The organism is Pseudomonas schmalbachii (genome assembly GCF_017589465.1).
Classification (GTDB): Bacteria; Pseudomonadota; Gammaproteobacteria; order Pseudomonadales; family Pseudomonadaceae; genus Pseudomonas; species Pseudomonas schmalbachii.
In genome coordinates, this window is record NZ_JAELYA010000001.1 from 247,763 (window position 1) to 267,320 (window position 19,558).

The 19,558-nt window shown below is 66.6% G+C and carries 16 protein-coding genes; 8 read left to right on the forward strand and 8 right to left on the reverse strand.

What is annotated here, in order from left to right:
- Positions 1 to 296: 296 nt before the first annotated feature.
- Entirely contained in the window at positions 297 to 1,211 is a 915-nt protein-coding gene (locus tag JFY56_RS01095; RefSeq protein ID WP_208311643.1) for a phosphatase PAP2 family protein, read from the reverse strand.
- 326 nt (positions 1,212 to 1,537) lie between these two features.
- On the opposite strand from JFY56_RS01095, the gene JFY56_RS01100 reads away from it, so the two are divergent.
- The 3 genes from JFY56_RS01100 (at position 1,538) to JFY56_RS01110 (ending at position 5,529) form a co-directional block, all read left to right on the forward strand.
- Positions 1,538 to 3,364 carry a DUF1302 domain-containing protein gene (locus JFY56_RS01100; protein WP_208311644.1) on the forward strand — a complete coding sequence of 609 codons (1,827 nt, stop codon included), beginning with the start codon at positions 1,538 to 1,540 and terminating at the stop codon, positions 3,362 to 3,364.
- A gap of 25 nt (positions 3,365 to 3,389) precedes the next feature.
- Complete coding sequence (locus tag JFY56_RS01105; protein WP_208311645.1) at positions 3,390 to 4,754, forward strand: DUF1329 domain-containing protein; 1,365 nt, start codon at positions 3,390 to 3,392, stop codon at positions 4,752 to 4,754.
- A gap of 310 nt (positions 4,755 to 5,064) precedes the next feature.
- Positions 5,065 to 5,529, forward strand: a complete 465-nt coding sequence (locus JFY56_RS01110) for a hypothetical protein (RefSeq protein ID WP_208311646.1) — start codon at positions 5,065 to 5,067, stop codon at positions 5,527 to 5,529.
- Between the two features lie 397 nt (positions 5,530 to 5,926).
- Here JFY56_RS01110 and JFY56_RS01115 read toward each other — a convergent pair whose 3' ends face one another.
- From JFY56_RS01115 to JFY56_RS01140, 6 genes are all read right to left on the reverse strand, one after another.
- Positions 5,927 to 7,351, reverse strand: coding sequence for a DUF1254 domain-containing protein (locus JFY56_RS01115; RefSeq protein WP_208311647.1), 1,425 nt, complete (start codon positions 7,349 to 7,351; stop codon positions 5,927 to 5,929).
- A 33-nt stretch (positions 7,352 to 7,384) separates the two neighbouring features.
- On the reverse strand, positions 7,385 to 8,899 hold the full coding sequence (locus tag JFY56_RS01120) for a DUF1254 domain-containing protein (protein WP_236032384.1): 1,515 nt from the start codon (positions 8,897 to 8,899) through the stop codon (positions 7,385 to 7,387).
- A 46-nt stretch (positions 8,900 to 8,945) separates the two neighbouring features.
- The gene (locus tag JFY56_RS01125) at positions 8,946 to 9,770 is read right to left on the reverse strand and encodes an SDR family NAD(P)-dependent oxidoreductase (RefSeq protein WP_208311648.1); all 825 of its coding nucleotides are present in this window, start codon (positions 9,768 to 9,770) and stop codon (positions 8,946 to 8,948) included.
- Positions 9,767 to 10,807, reverse strand: coding sequence for an NAD-dependent epimerase/dehydratase family protein (locus JFY56_RS01130; RefSeq protein ID WP_208311649.1), 1,041 nt, complete (start codon positions 10,805 to 10,807; stop codon positions 9,767 to 9,769). Before JFY56_RS01130 ends, JFY56_RS01125 begins: the two co-directional genes overlap by 4 nt.
- Before the next feature lie 2 nt (positions 10,808 to 10,809).
- Positions 10,810 to 11,343, reverse strand: coding sequence for a 2,4'-dihydroxyacetophenone dioxygenase family protein (locus tag JFY56_RS01135; RefSeq protein WP_208311650.1), 534 nt, complete (start codon positions 11,341 to 11,343; stop codon positions 10,810 to 10,812).
- 167 nt (positions 11,344 to 11,510) lie between these two features.
- Positions 11,511 to 13,106 carry an arylsulfatase gene (locus JFY56_RS01140; protein WP_208311651.1) on the reverse strand — a complete coding sequence of 532 codons (1,596 nt, stop codon included), beginning with the start codon at positions 13,104 to 13,106 and terminating at the stop codon, positions 11,511 to 11,513.
- Between the two features lie 166 nt (positions 13,107 to 13,272).
- Here JFY56_RS01140 and JFY56_RS01145 point away from each other — a divergent pair, with 166 nt between their 5' ends.
- The 4 genes from JFY56_RS01145 (at position 13,273) to JFY56_RS01160 (ending at position 16,470) form a co-directional block, all read left to right on the forward strand.
- Positions 13,273 to 14,166, forward strand: a complete 894-nt coding sequence (locus JFY56_RS01145) for an AraC family transcriptional regulator ligand-binding domain-containing protein (protein WP_208311652.1) — start codon at positions 13,273 to 13,275, stop codon at positions 14,164 to 14,166.
- Positions 14,167 to 14,391: 225 nt separating this feature from the next.
- On the forward strand, positions 14,392 to 15,159 hold the full coding sequence (locus JFY56_RS01150; protein WP_208312482.1) for a class II aldolase/adducin family protein: 768 nt from the start codon (positions 14,392 to 14,394) through the stop codon (positions 15,157 to 15,159).
- Between the two features lie 10 nt (positions 15,160 to 15,169).
- Entirely contained in the window at positions 15,170 to 16,150 is a 981-nt protein-coding gene (locus JFY56_RS01155; protein ID WP_208311653.1) for a 2-hydroxyacid dehydrogenase, read from the forward strand.
- A 14-nt stretch (positions 16,151 to 16,164) separates the two neighbouring features.
- Positions 16,165 to 16,470, forward strand: coding sequence for a Dabb family protein (locus JFY56_RS01160; protein ID WP_208311654.1), 306 nt, complete (start codon positions 16,165 to 16,167; stop codon positions 16,468 to 16,470).
- A 364-nt stretch (positions 16,471 to 16,834) separates the two neighbouring features.
- On the opposite strand, the gene JFY56_RS01165 is transcribed toward JFY56_RS01160, so the two are convergent.
- Positions 16,835 to 17,548, reverse strand: coding sequence for a Crp/Fnr family transcriptional regulator (locus JFY56_RS01165; protein WP_208311655.1), 714 nt, complete (start codon positions 17,546 to 17,548; stop codon positions 16,835 to 16,837).
- Between the two features lie 235 nt (positions 17,549 to 17,783).
- On the opposite strand from JFY56_RS01165, the gene JFY56_RS01170 reads away from it, so the two are divergent.
- A complete protein-coding gene (locus tag JFY56_RS01170; RefSeq protein WP_208311656.1) occupies positions 17,784 to 19,481 on the forward strand; it encodes a long-chain-fatty-acid--CoA ligase in 1,698 nt (565 codons plus the stop codon).
- Positions 19,482 to 19,558: the final 77 nt, after the last annotated feature.

The window sequence follows — 19,558 nt, forward strand, 5'->3', positions numbered from 1 at the left end:
CCCCGTCGGATGGGCTGAACCCCGCGTAGGTTGGTGCTGAGCGCAGCGAAGCCCAACATTTGCCGCCGACCCACCATCGTTGGGCTTCGTACCTCAGCCCAACCTACGAAGAACGAAAACGCCGGGCTTCGAGCCCGGCGTTTTCATTTACCCCGTCGGATGGGCTGAACCCCGCGTAGGTTGGTGCTGAGCGCAGCGAAGCCCAACATTTGCCGCCGACCCGCCATCGTTGGGCTTCGTACCTCAGCCCAACCTACGAAGAACGAAAACGCCGGGCATCGAGCCCGGCGTTTTCATCAGCCGACCGCCGCAACCTTCGCCGGAGCTGCCGTCTCGCCGGCATGCCGCGACAGCAGACGCATCTTCACCAGCACCCACGGCATCACGAGGGTGATGAACAGACCCATCGACAACCCGCGCAGGGCCTGCCAGTACAGCGGCTCCAGCGGCAGTTGCGCGCCCACGGCCTTGAGGCCCTTCTGGAACAGCAGGAACGCCACGCTGCCGATTACCGCCGCAAGGGCACGCTTCCAGACCGCAACCTCGACGCCGAAGTCGATGGTCTGCCGTTCGATACGGAAGCCCAGTCCGGCGCCGACCAGCAGGCCGACGAACATCGGCACGTACTCCGGAGCCTTGCCCGGCCACAGCGCGACGCTGGCCACACCGGCCAGCACAGCCAGGCCCACCGGCAGCGCGAGGTTGGCCTTGTTCCACAGCGCCCAGTCCTTGATCCGGGCGAATACCAGCAGGGTGACGCCGCCCAGCGCCGCGCCGACGAGCACGTCCTCGACGTCATGGGCGGCGAGATACAGCCGGCTGAGGCTGACGCCCAGGCAGATCACCGAGCAGACCAGCCAGAACCACAGGCGGCGCACTTCATAGGCCAGCCACAGCCACAGCACCACGGCCATCTGCGTGTGTCCGCTGGGCAGGCCGTAGCTCTCGCCGACGCGGTCGTCCATGCGCAGTTCCAGCGGCGGGCGCGGGTCCTGGAAGTAATCCTTGAACAGTGCGTTGAGCCAGGCGGAAACGGCGATCAGCACCAGCAGGCGGAAGAAGGTTCCCTTGTTCCAGGCCCAAAGACCGAGCGGGATGGCCAGCAGCAGGAAGGTGCCGTAGCCGAGCCAGGTAAAGCCGTTGGCGACATGGGTGAGCCCCGGCGAGCGCAAAGGCAGCACCCAGTCGAGGTTGTGCAGCAGTTCGTACATGACCAGTCCTTCATCTTTATTGTTTTGGGAAACGTGGAGCGCCCGTACTAATACTGCAACGGCAATCGACCAGACAACGGAAGACGCCGGGCACTGCTCGACTTTGGCCGATTCGCCCTCCCTCGCCGCCAGCCGGCCAGCCCCGCTCCCTCTCAATGCGCCTGATGATGCCCCATTCATCACGCTGCTGATGCCCGCAGAGCCCATGAACAGTGGGCATTCATACTTCCGGGCGACACGCAGATTACAACCTTGGTGCGCTTATCCGGCCGTTCTCCGCTGAGTACGTTGCAGCTGTGTTTGCCAACCACCACAGAGAAAGCCGCATGACAAAAACAATACGGCCCGGATTCTTCCAGCCGCACCTTCTTGCACTCGCCGTGACCGCCGTGACTCTTGGTATTTCCACCCAGGCGCAGGCCGTCAGCTTCAACGTCGGCGAGATCGAAGGCCAGTTCGACTCCACGTTGTCGCTCGGCGCCAGCTGGTCCACCGCCGATGCCGACAAGGACTTCATCGGCTACAACAATGGCGGCCGGACAGCCACGCACACCACCGACGACGGCCGCCTGAACTTCAAGAAGGGCGAGACCTTCTCGAAGATCTTCAAGGGCCTGCACGACCTCGAACTGAAGTACGGCGATACCGGCGTGTTCATGCGCGGCAAGTACTGGTACGACTTCGAACTGAAGGACGAGGGTCGTCCGTTCAAGGAAATCAGCGACGACAACCGCAAGCAGGCCGCCCAGTCCTCCGGCGCCCAACTGCTCGACGCCTTCGTCTACCACAACTACGACATCGCCGAGATGCCGGGCAGCGTGCGCCTGGGCAAGCAGGTGGTGAGCTGGGGCGAGAGCACCTTCATCCCCAACAGCATCAACAGCATCAACCCGGTCGACGTCTCCGCCTTCCGCCGTCCCGGCGCGGAAGTGAAGGAAGCGCTGGTGCCGGTCAACATGTTCTACCTGTCGCAGAGCCTGACCGACAGCCTCTCCGCCGAAGCCTTCTACCAGCTGGAATGGGACCAGACGGTGCTGGACAACTGCGGCACCTTCTTCGGCGGTGACGTGGTTCCGGACGGCTGCGACACGAACAACGCCAACAACGCCGCGCCCGGCTTCGGCGCGCTGATGCAGCGCTTCGAACCGATCGCCGCGGCCAACGGCCAGGGCTTCCTGGCGACCGACGAAGGCGTGATCCTGCCGCGCGGAGGCGACCGCGACGCCCGCGACGACGGTCAGTGGGGCCTGGCGATGCGCTGGATGACCGACGCGGTGGAGTACGGCGCCTACGCCATGAACTACCACAGCCGAAATCCCTACTACAGCACGCAGACCGCCGGCGCGGACACCCTCGCCTCCCTGTCCGCCATCCTCCCGGCGGTCGGCCAGTCCTGCGCCGGCGTCCCGGGTTGCAGCTCGGTGGTCCAGGGCATGGCGCTGAGCACCGTGCTGGGCAACGCCAACTACTTCATCGAATACCCCGAGGACATTCGTCTCTACGGCCTGAGCTTCGCCACCACCCTGCCCACCGGCACCGCCTGGTCCGGCGAACTGAGCTACCGGCCGAACATGCCGCTGCAGATCAGCACTCCGGACATCACCCTGGCCGTGCTCAACCCGATCGCACCGACCACTTCGCCGACCGTTCCGACCCGGCCGGGCCAGGACAACCACGGCTACCAGCGCAAGGAAATGACCCAGCTGCAGACCACCTTCATCCACTTCTTCGAGCGTGCCCTGGGCGCCGACCGCGTGACCCTGGTCGGCGAGCTGGGCGTGACTCACCTGGGCGGCCTGGAGCACACCAGCGACATGCGCTTCGGCCGCTCCCCCGAGTTCGGCCAGTGGGCACCGGGCAACAACCACGGTTTCTACACCGCCAACTCCTGGGGTTACCGCGTGCGCAGCGTGTTCGACTACAACGACGTGTTCGCCGGCGTGAACCTCAAACCGAACCTGGCCTGGTCACATGACGTGGATGGCTATGGCCCGACCTTCAACGAAGGTTCCAAGGCGGTCAGCATCGGCCTGGATGCCGACTACCGCAGCACCTACACCGCCAGCCTGTCGTACACCGACTTCTTCGGCGGTGACTTCAACACCCAGATCGACCGCGACTTCCTCGCGCTCAGTGTCGGTGTGAACTTCTAACCTGGCCTCCCGCGAGGATCACGACATGAACAAGAAAATTCGCCTCATCGGCACCCTCACCCTCTCCCTGCTGGCCGGCAGCGTCATGGCCGCGGTTTCCCCGGAAGAAGCGGCCAAGCTCGGCACCAGCCTGACCCCGCTGGGCGGGGAAAAGGCCGGCAATGCCGACGGCAGCATCCCCGCCTGGAACGGCGGCCTTGGCACCAGCGCCGCCCCGGTGGACGCCAAGGGCTTCCTCGGCAACCCCTACGCCGGCGACAAGCCGCTGTTCACCATCACCGCGCAGAACGTCGACCAGTACAAGGACAGGCTCGCCGAAGGCCAGGTGGCGATGTTCAAGCGCTACCCCGACTACAAGATGGTGGTCTACCCCAGCCATCGCAGCGCCGCGGTACCGGACTTCATCAACCAGGCAGCCAGGACCAGCGCGCTGAAGACCAGCCTGGTGGAAGGCGGCAACGGCCTGCAGGGCTTCGGCGACAGCCGCTGGATCGCCTTCCCGATTCCGAAAAACGGGCTGGAAGTGGTGTGGAACCACATCACCCGCTTCCGCGGCGTCAACATCCTGCGCGCCTCGGTCACCGCCGCGCCGCAGGTCAACGGCGCCTATACGCCGATCCGCTACGACGAGGACCTGGCAGTGCCCAAGGGCATGGCCGACGTCGATCCGAAGAGCTCGGAGAACCTCCTCTACTACTACAAGTCGCGCGTCACCGAGCCGGTTCGCCTGGCCGGCAACGTACTGCTGGTGCACGACTCCCTCGACCAGATCAAGGACCCGCGCATGGCCTGGCAGTACAACGCCGGCCAGCGCCGCGTGCGCCGCGCCCCGCAGGTGGCCTACGACAGCCCGACCTCGGAAGTCGACGGCCTGCGCACCTCGGACGGCCTGGACATGTACAACGGCGCGCCCAACCGCTACGAGTGGAAGCTGATCGGCAAGAAGGAGCTGTACATCCCGTACAACAACTACGAGCTGGCCTCGCCGAACGTGAAATACGCCGACATCCTCAAGGCCGGCCACGTCAACCAGGAGCTGGTGCGTTACGAGCCGCACCGCGTCTGGGTGGTCGAGGCGAACCTGAAGGGCGGTGAACGACATGTCTATGCCAAGCGCCGCTTCTACGTCGACGAGGACACCTGGTCGATCTCGGTTTCCGAGCAGTACGACGGCCGCGGCCAGCTGTGGCGGGTCGGCGAGCTGATGCAACTGCAGGACTACAAGGCCCAGGTACCGTGGTACGCACTGGAAACGCTGAATGACGTGATCAGCGGTCGCTACGTGGTCAGCGGCATGATGAACGAGGAGAAGAACTGGATCCGCTTCGGCGTACCGAACTCCGCCTCCAAGTTCACCCCGGCGGCACTGCGCAGCGCGGGCGTGCGCTGAGTACGTTAACTCCTGACTCCAGGCGGCCTTCGGACCGCCTTTTTTTGGTTCTTGACCACGTCGTAGGGTGGACGTCGCTCTTCACGTCCACCATGGCCCTGGCGTCATGCCATCCGTAGGTTGGCGCTGAGCAACGCGAAGCCCAACATCGCCATCGTTGGGCTTCACTGCGTTCAGCACCAACCTACGCGAGTTCTGGCCCATCCACGTAGTTACGCAGGATGCAAGACAGCAGAAATCAGCGGCATCTGGCCGATGGCCATCTATCCTGAACAGCCGGACCGAAAACATCGCGCAAAGGTGAATCACCTTGAACTCGCTTTCCTTCGCCATCGTCGATCCACACATCCACCAGTGGGACCCGTACACCACTCCGCACAAGGCCGGCCTCGCGGTGCGCCTGCTCGGCTCGCGGCCGCGCCTGCTGGAGCGGGTGATCCGCGCCACCCAGCCACGCGCCACCCTGGACACGGTGGGCCTCACCGACCATGTGCTGGCGCCCTACCGCCCGGACGACTATGCCGCCGACTGCAATGCCTACAGCGTCGAGGCGGTGGTGCATATCGAGGCGGGCTGGCATCAACACAAGGATTTCGGCGTGGTCGGCGAAACCCGCTGGGTCGCGCAGCTGCCGTTCGGGGAGGACAAACCGCGCCTCGGCGCCATCGTAGGCACCGCCGATCCGGCTGCCGACTGCTTCGAGAGGGTTGGGATGGGCGCGCTGAAGGCGATCTTCCGCGACAACGCGCTGCGCTTCTATCGCATGCAGGCGTGAGGGAAGAGCGTCGTGGCTGGGCCATAACTCGCGTAGGTTGGTGCTGAACGCAGTGAAGCCCAACGATGGCGATGTTGGGCTTCGCGTTGCTCAGCGCCAACGGTGGGCATTGCAACCCGTAGGAGCCAGCTTGCTGGCGATCAATGGTGTCTGCCGGCAACCCGGTGCCAGGTGAAATTCCGGATCGCCAGCAAGCTGGCTCCTACAAAAAAATCTCGCAGGTTGTACCCGGCCGTGCGCTCCCTCACCCCAACCCTCTCCCGGAGGGAGAGGGGGCGGCATGGCGTGACCGGCAAGCTCGGTGCTTCGCTTCACACTGGACAGTCCCCTAGAGGGTTAGGGTGAGGGCAAAAAAAACACCGGACCCGCCCCCAGGCCCGGCGTTCCCCACCGCCCTTTAGATCCGCTCCACCTGCGGCAACGCATATTCCCCGTTGAGAATCCCCTCCGCCGGCTGGTACAGCCGCAGCAGCAAGTAGAAATCCCCCTTCGGCGCCGGCAGCCAGTTGGCCTTTTCCGCGCCCTGTGGCTGTTCGTGCTGGATCGGGATGCTGAACGAACCGTCTGCCCCCATCTGCAGTCCCGGCGTGTCGGAGCCGACCTTGTAGCGGGCGATGGGGTTGTACACCAGCAGCTTGCTGCCGGCGTTGTAGATGGTCAGCGACCAGAACGAACCCACCGGTGGCGCCTTGTCAAAGGTGATCCGGTAGCGGTTGGTGCCGCTCAGCGGTTTGCCCTCGGCGTCGGTGTAGCGGATCGGGTAGACCGCTTCCTCGGCCAGGTTGCCTCCCAGGTAAGGCCCGGCCATCAGCGAGCGGCCCGGGTAGTTGAAGCCGAACTCGGAGAGCAGCGCGATGTTCCAGCCGTTGCGCAGGACGGTCGCGGTGGCCGTCGCCTTGCCGACCACCAGCGGCGCATCCGTCAGGGCCCGCTTGAGGCCCCTGAGCTGTTCCGGCGTCAGTTTCGACGGCTGGAAGCCCTGCTCGCGGGTCAGGCCGATCCGTTCCAGCTGGCCGACCAGCGCCTCGTCGACCGGTTTGATGCGGTTGTGCTGCATGGCGTAGCCGAGATGGGTGAAGAACCCCAGCTCATCGCCCTCGATCGACGGCAGCGGCGGCAGGGTTTCCTGCGGCGCGACGTAGCCGGCCTTGCCCAGTTGGCTCAGCGGGCGCAGGTCGAACTGTTTCTGCAGGGCCAGCACGGGTGCCGTGTCCTCGCCCTGGAGGATGTGCAGGCGGCCCCACAGCCAGACCTGGTCGGTGCTCACCGGCAGCGCCTTGACCCCGGCGGGCAGCGTGCCCTTCCAGCCCGGCGGCACCAGTGCGAACTGCCCGGCCCTGGTGCCCGTGGCGCGGCGGCCGATGTAGTGTTCGAGGTCGTGGTACATGTCGAAGACGTTGACCACGTAGTAGCGGTCCGCCGTATCCGGAACGCTCAGCACGTAGGGCTCGGTCAGTCGGACCACCGCGCTCATGTACAGGGTGTCGTTGTTGGCGGTGGGCATGTCGGTGTCGGCCGCGGTCGACAGCGCGGTGGCCCAGCCGATCCGGTTCAGCGGCGCGCGGTAGCTGGTCGGCGGCTTGTTCGCCGGGACGTCGATGTACTCGCGCAGGACACGCTCCAGGCGCACCAGCGGATAGCCCCAGGTGTAGGCCGTCATGCCCAGGTTGTAGGCCTCGACCTCCTGGGCCTGGGCGACTTTCTGCGGGGTCATCACCAGGCCGATCTGCGGATCGGGAAAGATTTCGGCGCCCTGCCCGTGGGCAGGCAGCGCTGTGGCGACGGCCAGGGCGACAAGCGTCGAGCGGAAGATTCGTTGCATGCGAACTCCTGAATGTTCGTTGCGGAAAGAGTCTCAGGGCAGCAACAGGCTGCCCATCGCCAGACCGGCCTTCGATGTGCTGGCGGTCTGCTCGTCGACCGGTTCGAAGTCCGGCATCTTGAAGCGCTTGTCGAACAGCTCGTCGGTGGCGCCGTAGAAGCGGAAGGCCGGCAGCGGGCGCTTGCCGCCGCTGGGAATCCAGTTCGACTCCAGCCCTTGCGGGGCCTGCGGGCCGACGTAGAGGGTGACGCTGCCGTCGGCGTTCTTCTTCATCCGCTCCAGGCCGTAGGAATCCAGCGTGGTGCGGTTCTCGCGGGTGTAGATGAAGGCCATGGTGGCGCGGTCGTACAGGGTCAGCGCCCAGAACTGCCTGACCGGCATGTCGGCCGGCACCGTCACCTTGTAGGTCCGCCCCGCTTCCAGCGCTCGCCCCTGTTTATCCGCCATCGCCAGCAGGTAATAGGCCGCCGGCCGCTCGGGAACGCGCTTCGGCACCAAAGTGCACCAGAAGAACGCCAGCGCGCGGCCGTCGACATCGACGCGGTCGGGATATTCGAAGCTGAAGCTGCGGTTGGCGTCCGGCAGCAGCAGCGGCACGTACTGGCGGTCGGTCCAGTAGTACTTGTCCCGCGGCAGGTGGTCGAAGCGCTCCTGCAGGTAGTACCAGGCATCCACCACCGCCTGGCGCATCGCCTTGCGGGTCTTCTCGTCCGGCTGATAGGGCTTGCCACGCTCGATGCCGAGGGACGCCAGCAGGCCGAGCATGTGGCGGTCCTGCGGGCGCACCGGCTCGTAGGTGATGGTGTCGTGCAGCAGCTGGAAGTAGCGCTCGTCCTGCGGCAGCAGCGACGAATAGCGCTGTTCGGTGGGATCGACGAAGCGCTGCCGGGGCGGATTGGCCGCCTGCGACAGGTTGTACATCTTCAGGCGCTTCGAATAGGCGTATGCGTCCGCGCCGCTCTTGCCGGGCGCGCGCACCGAGCGGAAGGCGAAGACCACGCGCCGGGTCGGCGACGCCGCGTGCAGATAGCCGGCGGGAATTGGCCCGTTGTAGTCCGGGCCGGTCAGCAGCAGCCTGCCGCCCTTGCCGGCGTCGATGCCGGACGGGCCGATATCGGCGATGGTCATCTGCCAGGCATCCACCACCTGGCCGTAGAGGCTGCCGTCGGGACCGGCTGGCGGCACTTCCAGCACCACCGGTTCGTTCTTCAGGTCGGAATAGGCGAACACGTAGGGCGTCGAGCTGTTCGCCGTCCAGGTCTCGAATTTCGGCGTGGCGGTGCCGGACATGGCGACGATGTCGTTGTCGCGCATGTCCAGCCCGCCGAGCGTGGCCATGCGGCCGCCCTGCACCTGCACCAGCGGCAGGGACCAGAGCACGGCCTCGAAGGCGCGCTGGTATTTGACCTGGTAGTCGAAGTCGGCGACCGAACGCTGGCTGCCGGGTGCGGGCTGGCCGCCCAGCGGCTCCTGGACGGCCAGACCGCCCGCCTGGGCGTGCACGGCCATCGCCAGCAGCAGCGACGTCACGAGAGGTTTGCGAAGCATGATGGCAATTCCATTGGAAATGCGCCCGCCGCAGCGGGCGCCAGGGTTAGCGGGACTGGGCCTGCAGGGTCTTGGCCAGCGTCTGGTCGGTCATCCAGCGCAGCAGGCCGCTGGTCTTGCGCGCCATGGCTCGCAGCAGGCGGGCGCGCACGCCCGGGGTGATCATGTATTCGCGCTTGCGCAGGCCGCGCAGGATGCCGTCCACCGCCTCTTCCACGGTGAGCACGCCGGCGGTGGCGTTGAGCGCCTCGGTGACCTTGCTGCCGTGCTGGCGCTCGTAGGTCAGCAGCGGCGTGGCGATCTCGCCCGGGCACACCACCGAGACGTCGATGCCGCGCGGCTTCTGCTCCAGGCGCAGGACCTCGGCGAGGCCGACCACGCCGAACTTGGAGGCGCAATACGCGGCCTGGGTATAGCCGCCCATGATTCCGGACAGCGACGCCACCAGCACCAGATGGCCGCCCTGCGGCATGTGCCGCAGCACCCCGGCGGCGAAGTTGCGGCTGCCGAGCAGGTTGATGCGCACCACCAGCTCGAAGGTTTCCGCCGGCAGTTCGGTGAACAGCGCGGTGCGCAGGATGCCGGCGGAGTTGAAGGCGAAGTCCGGCGCGCCCAAGCGCGCTACCGCCGACTCCACGGCGTCGTCCACGTCCGCCGCCTTCGAAATGTCGACGTTGAACACCTCGATGCGCTGCTCCGGCCGCTTGCGCAGGGCGCGCAGTTCATCGAGGACGCCGGCCTCGACCTTGAGGTCGAACAGCGCCACGCTGGTCCCCTCGCCCACCAGAGCCCTGGCGATCTGCCGGCCGATGCCGCTGCCGCCGCCGGAAATGAATGCGATGCGCGGGGCGCCATAAATCCAGTTGCTCATGCCTGACTCCGTACGTGCGGGGATTGCGGCGCCGGGGCGCGTTCGCCCTGGCGCTGGCGGGAAAAATGCTCGGCCAGTTCGGCCATCGCCGCCTCGAAGCTCACCGGCGGCCGATAGCCGAGCAGGCGCTGGGCCTTGGTCACCGAGAACTCGTTGGGCCCGCCCATCAGGCGGTAGGTCTGGCGGGTCAGGTGCGGGCGCTGCTGTTGCTTGCGCAGCTTGCCCCACCACTCCATCAGCGTCGCCAGCAGCCGCGCCAGCCAGTTCGGCATGCTCTTCGGCGCCGGCACCTGGGCCGCTTTCGCCAGCTCCTGCAGGTAGGTCTTCCAGGTCACGCCAAAACCGTCGGCGGCGATGAACACCTCGCCCTGGGTGTAGCTGGAGCGGGCGGCGGCGATCAGCAGCGCGACCAGGTTGTTGACGTGCACCAGCCCGGCATCCCAGTTGCCCGAGCCGAGCAGGCACGGCCCGCCGTCGCGCAGCACCTGCACCAACGAGTTCACCCACGGCATGCTGCCGACGCCGAAGACGTTGGCCGGACGCACGATGGTGGCGCGCAGGCCGCGTGCCACGCCGGCGCGGGTCACGCGCTCCTGTTCCTGCTTGCAGAACTCGTAGGCCGACGACGGCTTGCCGACCGGGCTGTCCTCGCTCAGGCGGCCCCTGGCCAGGGAACTGGCGAAGGCGCACACGCTGGTGGTCACCACGAAATGCGCGCCCCAGCCCAAAGCCAGGTCGATAGCCTGCTCGGTGCCCTTGACGGTGACGTCGACGTGGGACTGCGTGCTGCCCCAGTCGCTGACCACCGCGGCGAGGTGGAAGATCGCGTCCACCTTGCCGATCTCCTCGCGCAGGTCGACCAGCCGGCGCACGTCGCCGATCACCACCCGCACCCGCTCGCCCCACTCCGCCGGCACCGGCTCGCCCGGCACCATCAGGGCGACCACGCGGACCTCCTCGGCCAGCAACTGGCGCACCAGATGGCGGCCGATGAAGCCGCCGGCGCCGGTGACGAATGCACTGTGCATCTGGCTCATGGTCACTCACCGACCACGATGAGGTTGTCGCAGGTCTTGCCTTCGGCGGCGCACAGCGCGCGGTACACCGTCAGTGCAGTACGGGCGTCGAGGATGCGGATGACGTCGCCGTTCTCGTCGATGTCGACGTTGCTGCCGAAGATGGCGAACCAGACGTCGGCGTCTTCCTCGGCATCCTCGGCGACGCACAGGGTATGGATCGAGTGCGCCGGTTCGTACAGGTAGGAGCCGGCCTTGTTCACCTTGTCCGGGTATTCCCGGTAGAACCACTCGCCGGTCAGGGTGACGGCGAACACCGGGCCGGTGTGGTAGTGGGTGTCGACGCCGAAGCCCGGCTTCATGCGGGTGCGGTTGATCCACAGGTTCTGGTTCAGGTCCACGTGCAGCAGCTGGATGGACGAGCCGTCCGGCAGCGGCACCCAGGGCAGGTCGTTTTCCAGGATCAGGATGGCTTCGCGGGCGTGGTCGCGGGGAACCACCGGGCCACCCTGCATGGCGGCGAGGACTTCCAGGGCTGCGGCGTTGATCTCACTCATCGGAGTTTCTCCAGTCTTGTTGTTGTGGCGCGCGGGATGCGCAAGAGGTGGATGGGTCGATTTCGAAGCGAGCGCCGCCCAGGCGCCGGTCATGACGACGGCGCCGGAAGGCTTCCCTTCGAGGATGGTTCGGGGGCGACCGGCTCAGCGGCCGCGCCGGGACGGATTCACTTTCCGGCCTGCTTGAGAATCTGTTCCTTGAGCTTGTCGAAGCTCAGCGACATGCCTTCCTGCACCGGCGGGAAGTCCTTGAAGGTCTTCAGGTGCTCGCCGATCAGGCCGGTCATCGCGTACAGCACGTGGGCCTTCTTCTGCAGCAGGTAGGCGCGCGGTCCGGGGGCCTGCTCGAAGCTTTCGAACGGGTCCTGGCGCAGGTTGAACATCCACGGGATGTCCAGCGTGGTGGTGCTGCCGTAGTAGCCGTCGCGGGTGTAGAAGTGCGCCTTCCACTGGTTCAGGCGCACGGCCTGCAGGCGGCTCTCGGCGTAATAGAGCATGAAGTTGCGCGCCGAGTGGTCGGACTTGCCTTGCCAGTAGGCCAGATTGTCGACGCCGTCGATGTAGTTCTTCTTCACCACGCCGGTGCCGAAGTCATCACCCTTTGCCAGGCGCTCGCGCACATCCGGCACGCCGGCGGCGACGGCCAGGGTGGTGAACAGGTCCTCGTGGGACTGGATGCCATTGAGCTCGGAACCGGCCTGGATGTGCCCCGGCCAGCGCGCCAGCATCGGCACGCGGATGCCGCCTTCCCAGGTGGTCATCTTGGTGCTGCGGTACGGCGTGGTGCCGCCGAACGGCCAGGTCTCGTGCTCCGGGCCGTTGTCGGTGGAATAGATGACGATGGTGTTGTCGGCCACGCCGAGGTCTTCGAGCTTCTTCAGCACCGAACCGACGTCCTCGTCATGCTGCAGCATGCCGGCGCAGTGTTCGTCCTCGCCGCTGGTGAACTGCTTGCAGCGCTCCAGATACTGGTTGGGCGTGTGGGTGAAGACGTGCATGCGCGTGGTGTTGATCCAGGCGAAGAACGGCTTGTCCTCCTTCACCGCCTTGTCCATGAATTTGAACGAGGCCTGGGTGAACTCCACGTCCACGTTCTCCATGCGCTTGCGGGTCAGCGGGCCGGTGTCCTCGCAATGCTGCTTGCCCCACTTGCCGAAGCGCGGGTCGTCGCCGGGCTGGTCTTCGGCGCTGGCATGGCAGTGCAGCACGCCGCGCGGGCCGAAGCGCTTCTGGAACTGCGGGTCCTGCGGGTAATCGACGTCCTCCGGCTCCTCCTCGGTGTTGAGGTGGTAAAGGTTGCCGAAGAACTCGTCGAAACCATGCACCGTCGGCAGGTACTCGTTGCGGTCGCCGAGATGGTTCTTGCCAAACTGGCCGGTGGCGTAGCCCTGGGTCTTCAATACTTCGGCGAGGGTCACGGTCTGCGGCTTCAGGCCCAGCGGGCCGCCCGGCAGGCCGACGGTGGTCATGCCCGAGCGGATCGGCAGCTGCCCGGTGATGAAGGCGGCGCGGCCGGCGGTGCAGCTGGGCTGGCCGTAGTGGTCGCTGAAGATCGCGCCTTCCCGGGCGATGCGGTCGATGTTCGGCGTGCGGTAGCCCATGGCGCCACGGTTGTAGGCGCTGAGGTTCCACAGGCCGATATCGTCGCCCCAGATCACCACGATGTTTGGCTTGTCCGCCGCCTGGGCGAAGGACAGCGGCAATAGCAGCGCCAGAAGAATGCCCAGCAGGGGCGTGGCCAGGCGGGAAAGCATCTGAGTCATTTGTTGTTCTCGGTTTATCATCGAAGAGCGACGTGGGCGTGGCCGTACGCCGCCCCATCCAACGGCCACATGAGACTGCAAGGGAGCCAAGGGGAACATGTCCGAAAGGGACAAAAATCGGCCAAGTGTGGCCAGGGCCAGGGTCGGGAAATTCCATCGCGGCGCCATGGGACGGGTGCTCGCGCGCTTCATCGGCGAGCACAGCGACGAGAAGGAATTCGGCCTGGTGGAGCTGGGGCAGCTCTGGCAGCGTGCGGCGCGCATCGACCCGGCCATCGGCCTGCATCTTCACCGCCAGTTCATGCCCCGCGAGCGCTTCGTGCTGGTCTATCTCTCGCAGTGCAGCGCCACGGTCGGCGAAGCCCTGCGCCATTGGCAGCGCTACGCACGGCTCGGTTCGGACCTGGATCGGCTATCGATATACGAAGAAGACGGGCATCCGGTGCTGCAGGTGCAGGTGGACGGGCCGGAGAGTCTGCGTCGGCATTTCGGCGAACATGGACTGGCGATGACCATGACCCAGCTGCGCGAGTACTGCGCCGAGCCGGTAGTGCCGCTGCGGGCGGAATTCGCCTACCCGCGCCCGCCCTATCACGCCGAGTACGTCGAATGGTTCGGCCCGGCGCTGCAGTTCGGCAGTTCGCGTACCTGCCTGGTGTTCGACCGGAGCGTGCTCGACGTACCCATGCGCGGCGCCCACCCGGTGCTGGTCGAGCTGCTCGTCGAAGGCCTGGAACAGCGCCTGGCGCGCCTGCGGCAGTTCAGCGGCCACGCGGCGCGGGTCGCCGAGCATATCCGCGCGGAGCTGGATGCCGGCGTCCCCGCCAGCCTGGAAAGCGCCGCCGAAGCCCTGCACATGACCCCGCGCACCCTGCGCCGGCGCCTGCAGGAACAGGACCTGGGCTATCGCCAGATACTCGCCGCCGTGCGTACCGAGCTGGAACAGCACCTGGAACTGCAGGGCCTCAGTCGCGAACAGATCGCCGAGCAACTCGGCTACGCCGACAGCGCCGTGTACCTGCGGGCACGCAAGAGATGGCAGGAGCAGGGGCCTGAATGAGGCACGATTCGCGCGGGTGATGGCCGCATTGAAATACGCGATTCGTCGGTTGTAGGGCGGGTGCAACCCGCCACGATGCCGAGTCCCTCCGGCGGGTTTCACCCGCCCTACCACGGCACCCAACCACGGCGGCATCCCGCTTTGTCAAATCCTGGACAGTTGCCGCCCCCGGCGACTGGGTAACGTGCGGACTCTCTTCACACACCCCCAACAAGAAGGAAGTCCATCGTGAGCCAATTCGCCGTGCCCAACGTGAAAAACCTGGTATCCGAAGAAGAATGGCAACTGCGCGTCAACCTCGCCGCCTGCTACCGCCTGGTCGCAATGTACGGTTGGACCGACATGGTCTTCACCCACATCAGCGTGCGCATTCCCGGCCCCGAGCACCACTTCCTGATCAACCCCTACGGCCTGATGTTCGACGAGATCACCGCCTCCAACCTGATCAAGATCGACATGGACGGCAACAAGGTCCTCGAAAGCCCCTACTCCGCCAACCGCGCCGGCTTCGTCATCCATAGCGCGATCCACGCCGCGCGCGAGGACATCCAGTGCGTGCTGCACACCCACACCCGCGCCGGCGTGGCGGTGAGCGCCCAGGAATGCGGCGTCCTGCCGATCAGCCAGCAGTCCACCTTCGTGCTCTCCTCCCTCGCCTACCACGACTACGAAGGCATCGCCCTGCGCGACGACGAGAAGCCGCGCCTGCAGGCCGACCTCGGCGACAAGCTGTTCCTCATGCTGCGCAACCACGGTCTGCTCGCCGTCGGCCGCACCGTGGCCGATGCCTTCCTCCACATGTACACCTTCGAGAGCACCTGCCAGATCCAGCTGGCGGCCCAGGCCGGCGGCAAGCTGATCGAGGTCGACCCGCGGATCATCGAAGGCGTGGCCGATGCGGCGAGCAAGCAGACCGGCGGCCTCGGCGGCGAGTTCGTCTGGCCGGCGCTGCTGCGCAAGCTCGACCGCGTCGACACCAGCTACCGCGACTGAGGCTGCCCGCATGAGCGATAAACCGATCATCGCGATCTCGCGCCAGGTGCCCGGGCAACTGCTGGCGCCCCTGCTCGCCTTCGGGGAGGTCCGCATGCCGGACGCCCCGCCGCCCACCGACCTGCTCAGCGTGATGCGGGACGCCGACTACGCGCTGGTCACCGCCGGCGAGCGGATCGACGAAGCCCTGCTGGATGCCTGTCCGAAGCTGAAGATGGTCAGCACCGTCAGTGCCGGCTACGACCATATCGACGTCGCCGCCTGCTCCGAACGCAACGTCCGCGTCTGCAACACGCCGAAAGCCGTGGGCGCGGCGACCGCCGACATGGCCTTCGGCCTGCTGCTGGCGGCCTCGCGGCGCATCGTCGAGGCGGACGCCTTCGTCCGTGCCGGCAAATGGACCCGCAGCGCCGAGCCGCTGTTCGGCGTCGACGTGAACCACAAGCAGATGGGCATCGTCGGCCTGGGACGCATCGGCGCCGAGCTGGCCAGGCGCGCGCGGGGCTTCGACATGGACGTCACCTACTACAACCGCCGGCGCCTGCCGGCGGAGGAAGAGCAGCGTCTCGGCGTGCGCTACCTGGACTTCGACAGCCTGCTGGAACAGAGCGATGCGCTGATGGTGCAGGCGCCCTACGGGCCGGCCACCCACCACCTGATCGGCGCGGAGCAGTTGGCGCGGATGAAGCCGAGCGCCGTGCTGGTCAACGCCGCGCGCGGCGGCGTGGTGGATGACGCGGCCCTGGCGGCGGCGCTGCGCGAGGGGCGCATCGCGGCGGCCGGGCTGGACGTCACCGAGGGCGAGCCCGACGTGCATCCGGATCTGCTCGGCCTGCCCAACGTGGTGCTGTCGCCGCACAGCGGCGCCTCGACCCGCGACACCCACCGGCGCATGACCCTGGAGGCGTTCGCCAACCTGGTCGACGCGCTGCGCGGCGGGCCGCTGGAAAACTGCATCAACCCGCTGCCGGCCACCGCCGACATCGCCTGAAGGAGACATTCCCCATGACTGTCCAGAGTGTGGTCATCGCCTGGCTGAAGGAGCCGCACAACGAGGCGCACATCGCCCGGCTGACCGCGGCCTGCGAACGCCTGCAGGAGATCCCCGGCGTGCGTGAAGTGCGCTTCGGTCCGCGCGCCGAACTCGGCCGCCCCAGCCCCGCCGACGATACCTTCGACTTCGGCACCATCGTCACCTTCGACTCGCTGCAGGCCGCCCGCGACTACGGCCCGCACCCGCTGCACGTGCAGGCGGCGCAGGTGAACATGGAGCTGGTCGAGCGCTTCCAGAGCTTCTATTTCGAGACCTGATCGCGACCGCGAGGCTGCCGGCAAGCTCCGGCAGCTTCGCTCCTGCAGGTATGGCAAGAGCGTAGGGTGGAAATCGCGAAGCATTTCCACCATTTCGTGGGGCCGGCTCGGTGGACAAGCTTCGCGTTGTCCACCCTACGAAATGCACTCTCGGCGGCAAGACAGTTGCTCCTACGTGGATGGTATTGCGTTGCCGCTTCCCTCACCCCAACCCTCTACCAGAGGGAGAGGGGGCGCGACGGTGTGAGGTGGTACACCGTGCCAGCCGGCGACGCCGAATAGTCCCCTCTCCCTCGAGGGAGAGGGTTAGGGTGAGGGGGTAGCCTCAGGACGAGGCAAGACAGTCGCCCCTTCCTGCAAGGAATCAGGCCTCACCCTGCGCCACCGCCTCCAGCATGGCCTGGTCGATCACGGTGACCCGGCCGTAGCGATGCTCGATCATCCCCTCCGCTTCCCACTTCTTCAGCACCTGGTTGACCCGCTGGCGCGTCGCGCCGATCAACTGGGCCATGGTCTCCTGGGACAGGTGCAGGTCGATCCGCAGACCCTGCGCTCCCGGGCTGCCGAAGGACATGCCGAGCCCCAGCAGGCGGCCGGCCAGGCGCTGCTCCAGCGATTGCGTGGAGAACGACGAGAACGCCACCAGCATGGCGCGCAGGCGCAGGCATTCGAGAGACAGGACCTGACGGCTGAAGCCCGGGTAGCGGGCCAGCAGTTCCTCGAAGTGCGCCGGAGTGATCTGCAGCACCAGCGACGGCACATGGGCGACGGCGTCATGGGTGCGCGGCAGGCCGTCGATCATCGACACCTCGCCAATCCAGTTGCCCGGCTCGTAGAAGTTCAGCAGCGCCTCGTGCCCGTCCGCGGAGGTGTTGCTCAGGCGGATGACGCCGTCGATGACGAAGTACGCACCGTCCGGCGGCCCGCCCCGGCGGAACAGGCAGCGCCCGGCAGGCAGGTTGCGCAAGTGCGTGCGCAGCAGCAGCTCGTCGCGGTCGTCCTGCGGCAGGCAGGCGATCCACGGATTGCTCATGAAGGCATCGAGCTGCTGTTCCGAGAGTTCTGAAGGGGACGTCACGCCTGTTATCTCCAACTGTGCGTACTACGGGTCCACGTGCAGGGGGGCGCCATTCTCGGCGCGATCGGCCGGCCTGCACAAGCGTAGCTCCGGGACGGCTCCGTCCCCCGCCCTCATCCGCGCCGCTGCGACGAGCGGAACCGGCCATGCAAATTTATGACAGTCCCGCCGCGGCGGCTGGTCGCACCATGCGCCCCCATAAACCTATAACAAGACTACGTGGAGACCTTGCACAGTGCAGACACCGTGGACTCGCTCTTACCCCGCCGGCGTTCGTTGGGACACCGACCTGACCGGCCTCAACGTCCTGGAAATGCTGGATGACAGCGTACGCCGCTGGCCCGACCGTTCCGCCGTCGACTTCATGGGTCGCAAGATCAGCTACCGCGAGCTGTCCGACCTGATCGCGCGCATGGCCGCCGGCCTGCAAGGCATGGGCGTCGGCCCGGGCGTGCATGTCGGCCTGTACCTGCCGAACGTGCCGCAGTACGTGATCAGCTTCTTCGCCATCCTCCGCGCCGGCGGCACCGTGGTGAACTACTCGCCGCTGGACGCCGGCAATGTGCTGGCGCACAAGATCGAGGACAGCCGCACCGATATCCTCATCACCCTCGACCTGAACTCCCTCTACCCGACCATGGCCGGCCTGCTCGGCAAGTCGCGGCTGAAGACCCTGGTGGTCGGCTCGCTCGGCGAATTCGGCGCGATGCCGGAACAGACCCAGGCGCAGCTGTGGCAGCAGGGCCAGGTCGGCAGCGTGCAGTACGGCGACCGCTGCATCCCCTTCGCCGAACTGCTCGACAATGCCGGCCAATACCAGGCCCACCCGCTGCGGGACCCGGCGCAGACCGTCGCCGTGCTGCAGTACACCGGCGGCACCACCGGCCTGCCGAAGGGCGCCATGCTTACCCACGCCAACCTCGGCGCCGCCGCGGCGCAGGTGATGCTGACCAACGTCGACAACGAAGAGCTGATGCACGTCGGCAAGGAAAGCATCCTCGTGGTGCTGCCGCTGTTCCACGTCTACGCCATGGTCTGCTGCCTGCTGTTCCCGGTCGCCTGCGGTGCCGAGATGCGCCTGCACGTGCGCTTCGACGCCGAGACCGTGCTGCGCGAGATCGACGACCACGGGGTCGGCTGCTTTCCCGGCGTGCCGACCATGTTCACCGCGCTGATAAGCCATCCCAGGGTGCAGGACTACAACCTGCGCTCACTGAAGGTCTGCGCCTCCGGCGGCGCGCCGCTGCCGGTGGAGCTGATGCAGCAGTTCAAGGCCCTGACCGGCTGCCAGCTGACCGAAGGCTGGGGCATGACCGAGACCTGCACCGGCGGCACCTTCACCCCGGCCGGCAGGCTCAAGCCGGGTTCCTGCGGCCTCCCGCAGATCGGCGTGACCATCAAGTTCCTCGACACCGAGGACCCGACCCGCAGCGTGCCCCCGGGCGAGAACGGCGAGCTCGCCATCAGCGGCCCGAACATCATGCGCGGCTACTGGAACAAGCCGGAGTCGACCCGCGAGAGCTTCACCGAGGACGGCTTCTTCCGCACCGGCGACGTCGGCTACATGGACGAGGACGGCTTCATCTACATCGTCGACCGCACCAAGGACATGCTCCTGTGCGGCGGCTTCAACGTCTACCCGCGGGTCATCGAGGAAGCCATCTACGCCAACCCGGCGGTGGAGGAAGTGATGGTGCTCGGCATCGACGACCCGTATCGCGGCCAGTCGCCCAAGGCCTACATCAAGCTGCGCCCGGGCTACCCGCAGTTCAGCCTCGACGAACTCAAGGCATTCCTCAGGGACCGCCTGGGCAAGCACGAGATGGTGCAGGCCCTGGAGTTCCGCGCCGAGCTGCCCAAGACCGCCGTGGGCAAGCTGTCGAAGAAAATGCTCAAGGACGAGCTCGCCGCGCAAGCCGGCGTCAGCGCCTGAGCCGCACGGGGAGCCGCAGGCGGTGAACGCCCTCCCCCGCACCAGCCCGCGGCTCCTTCGCAGCGACGAAGCAAACC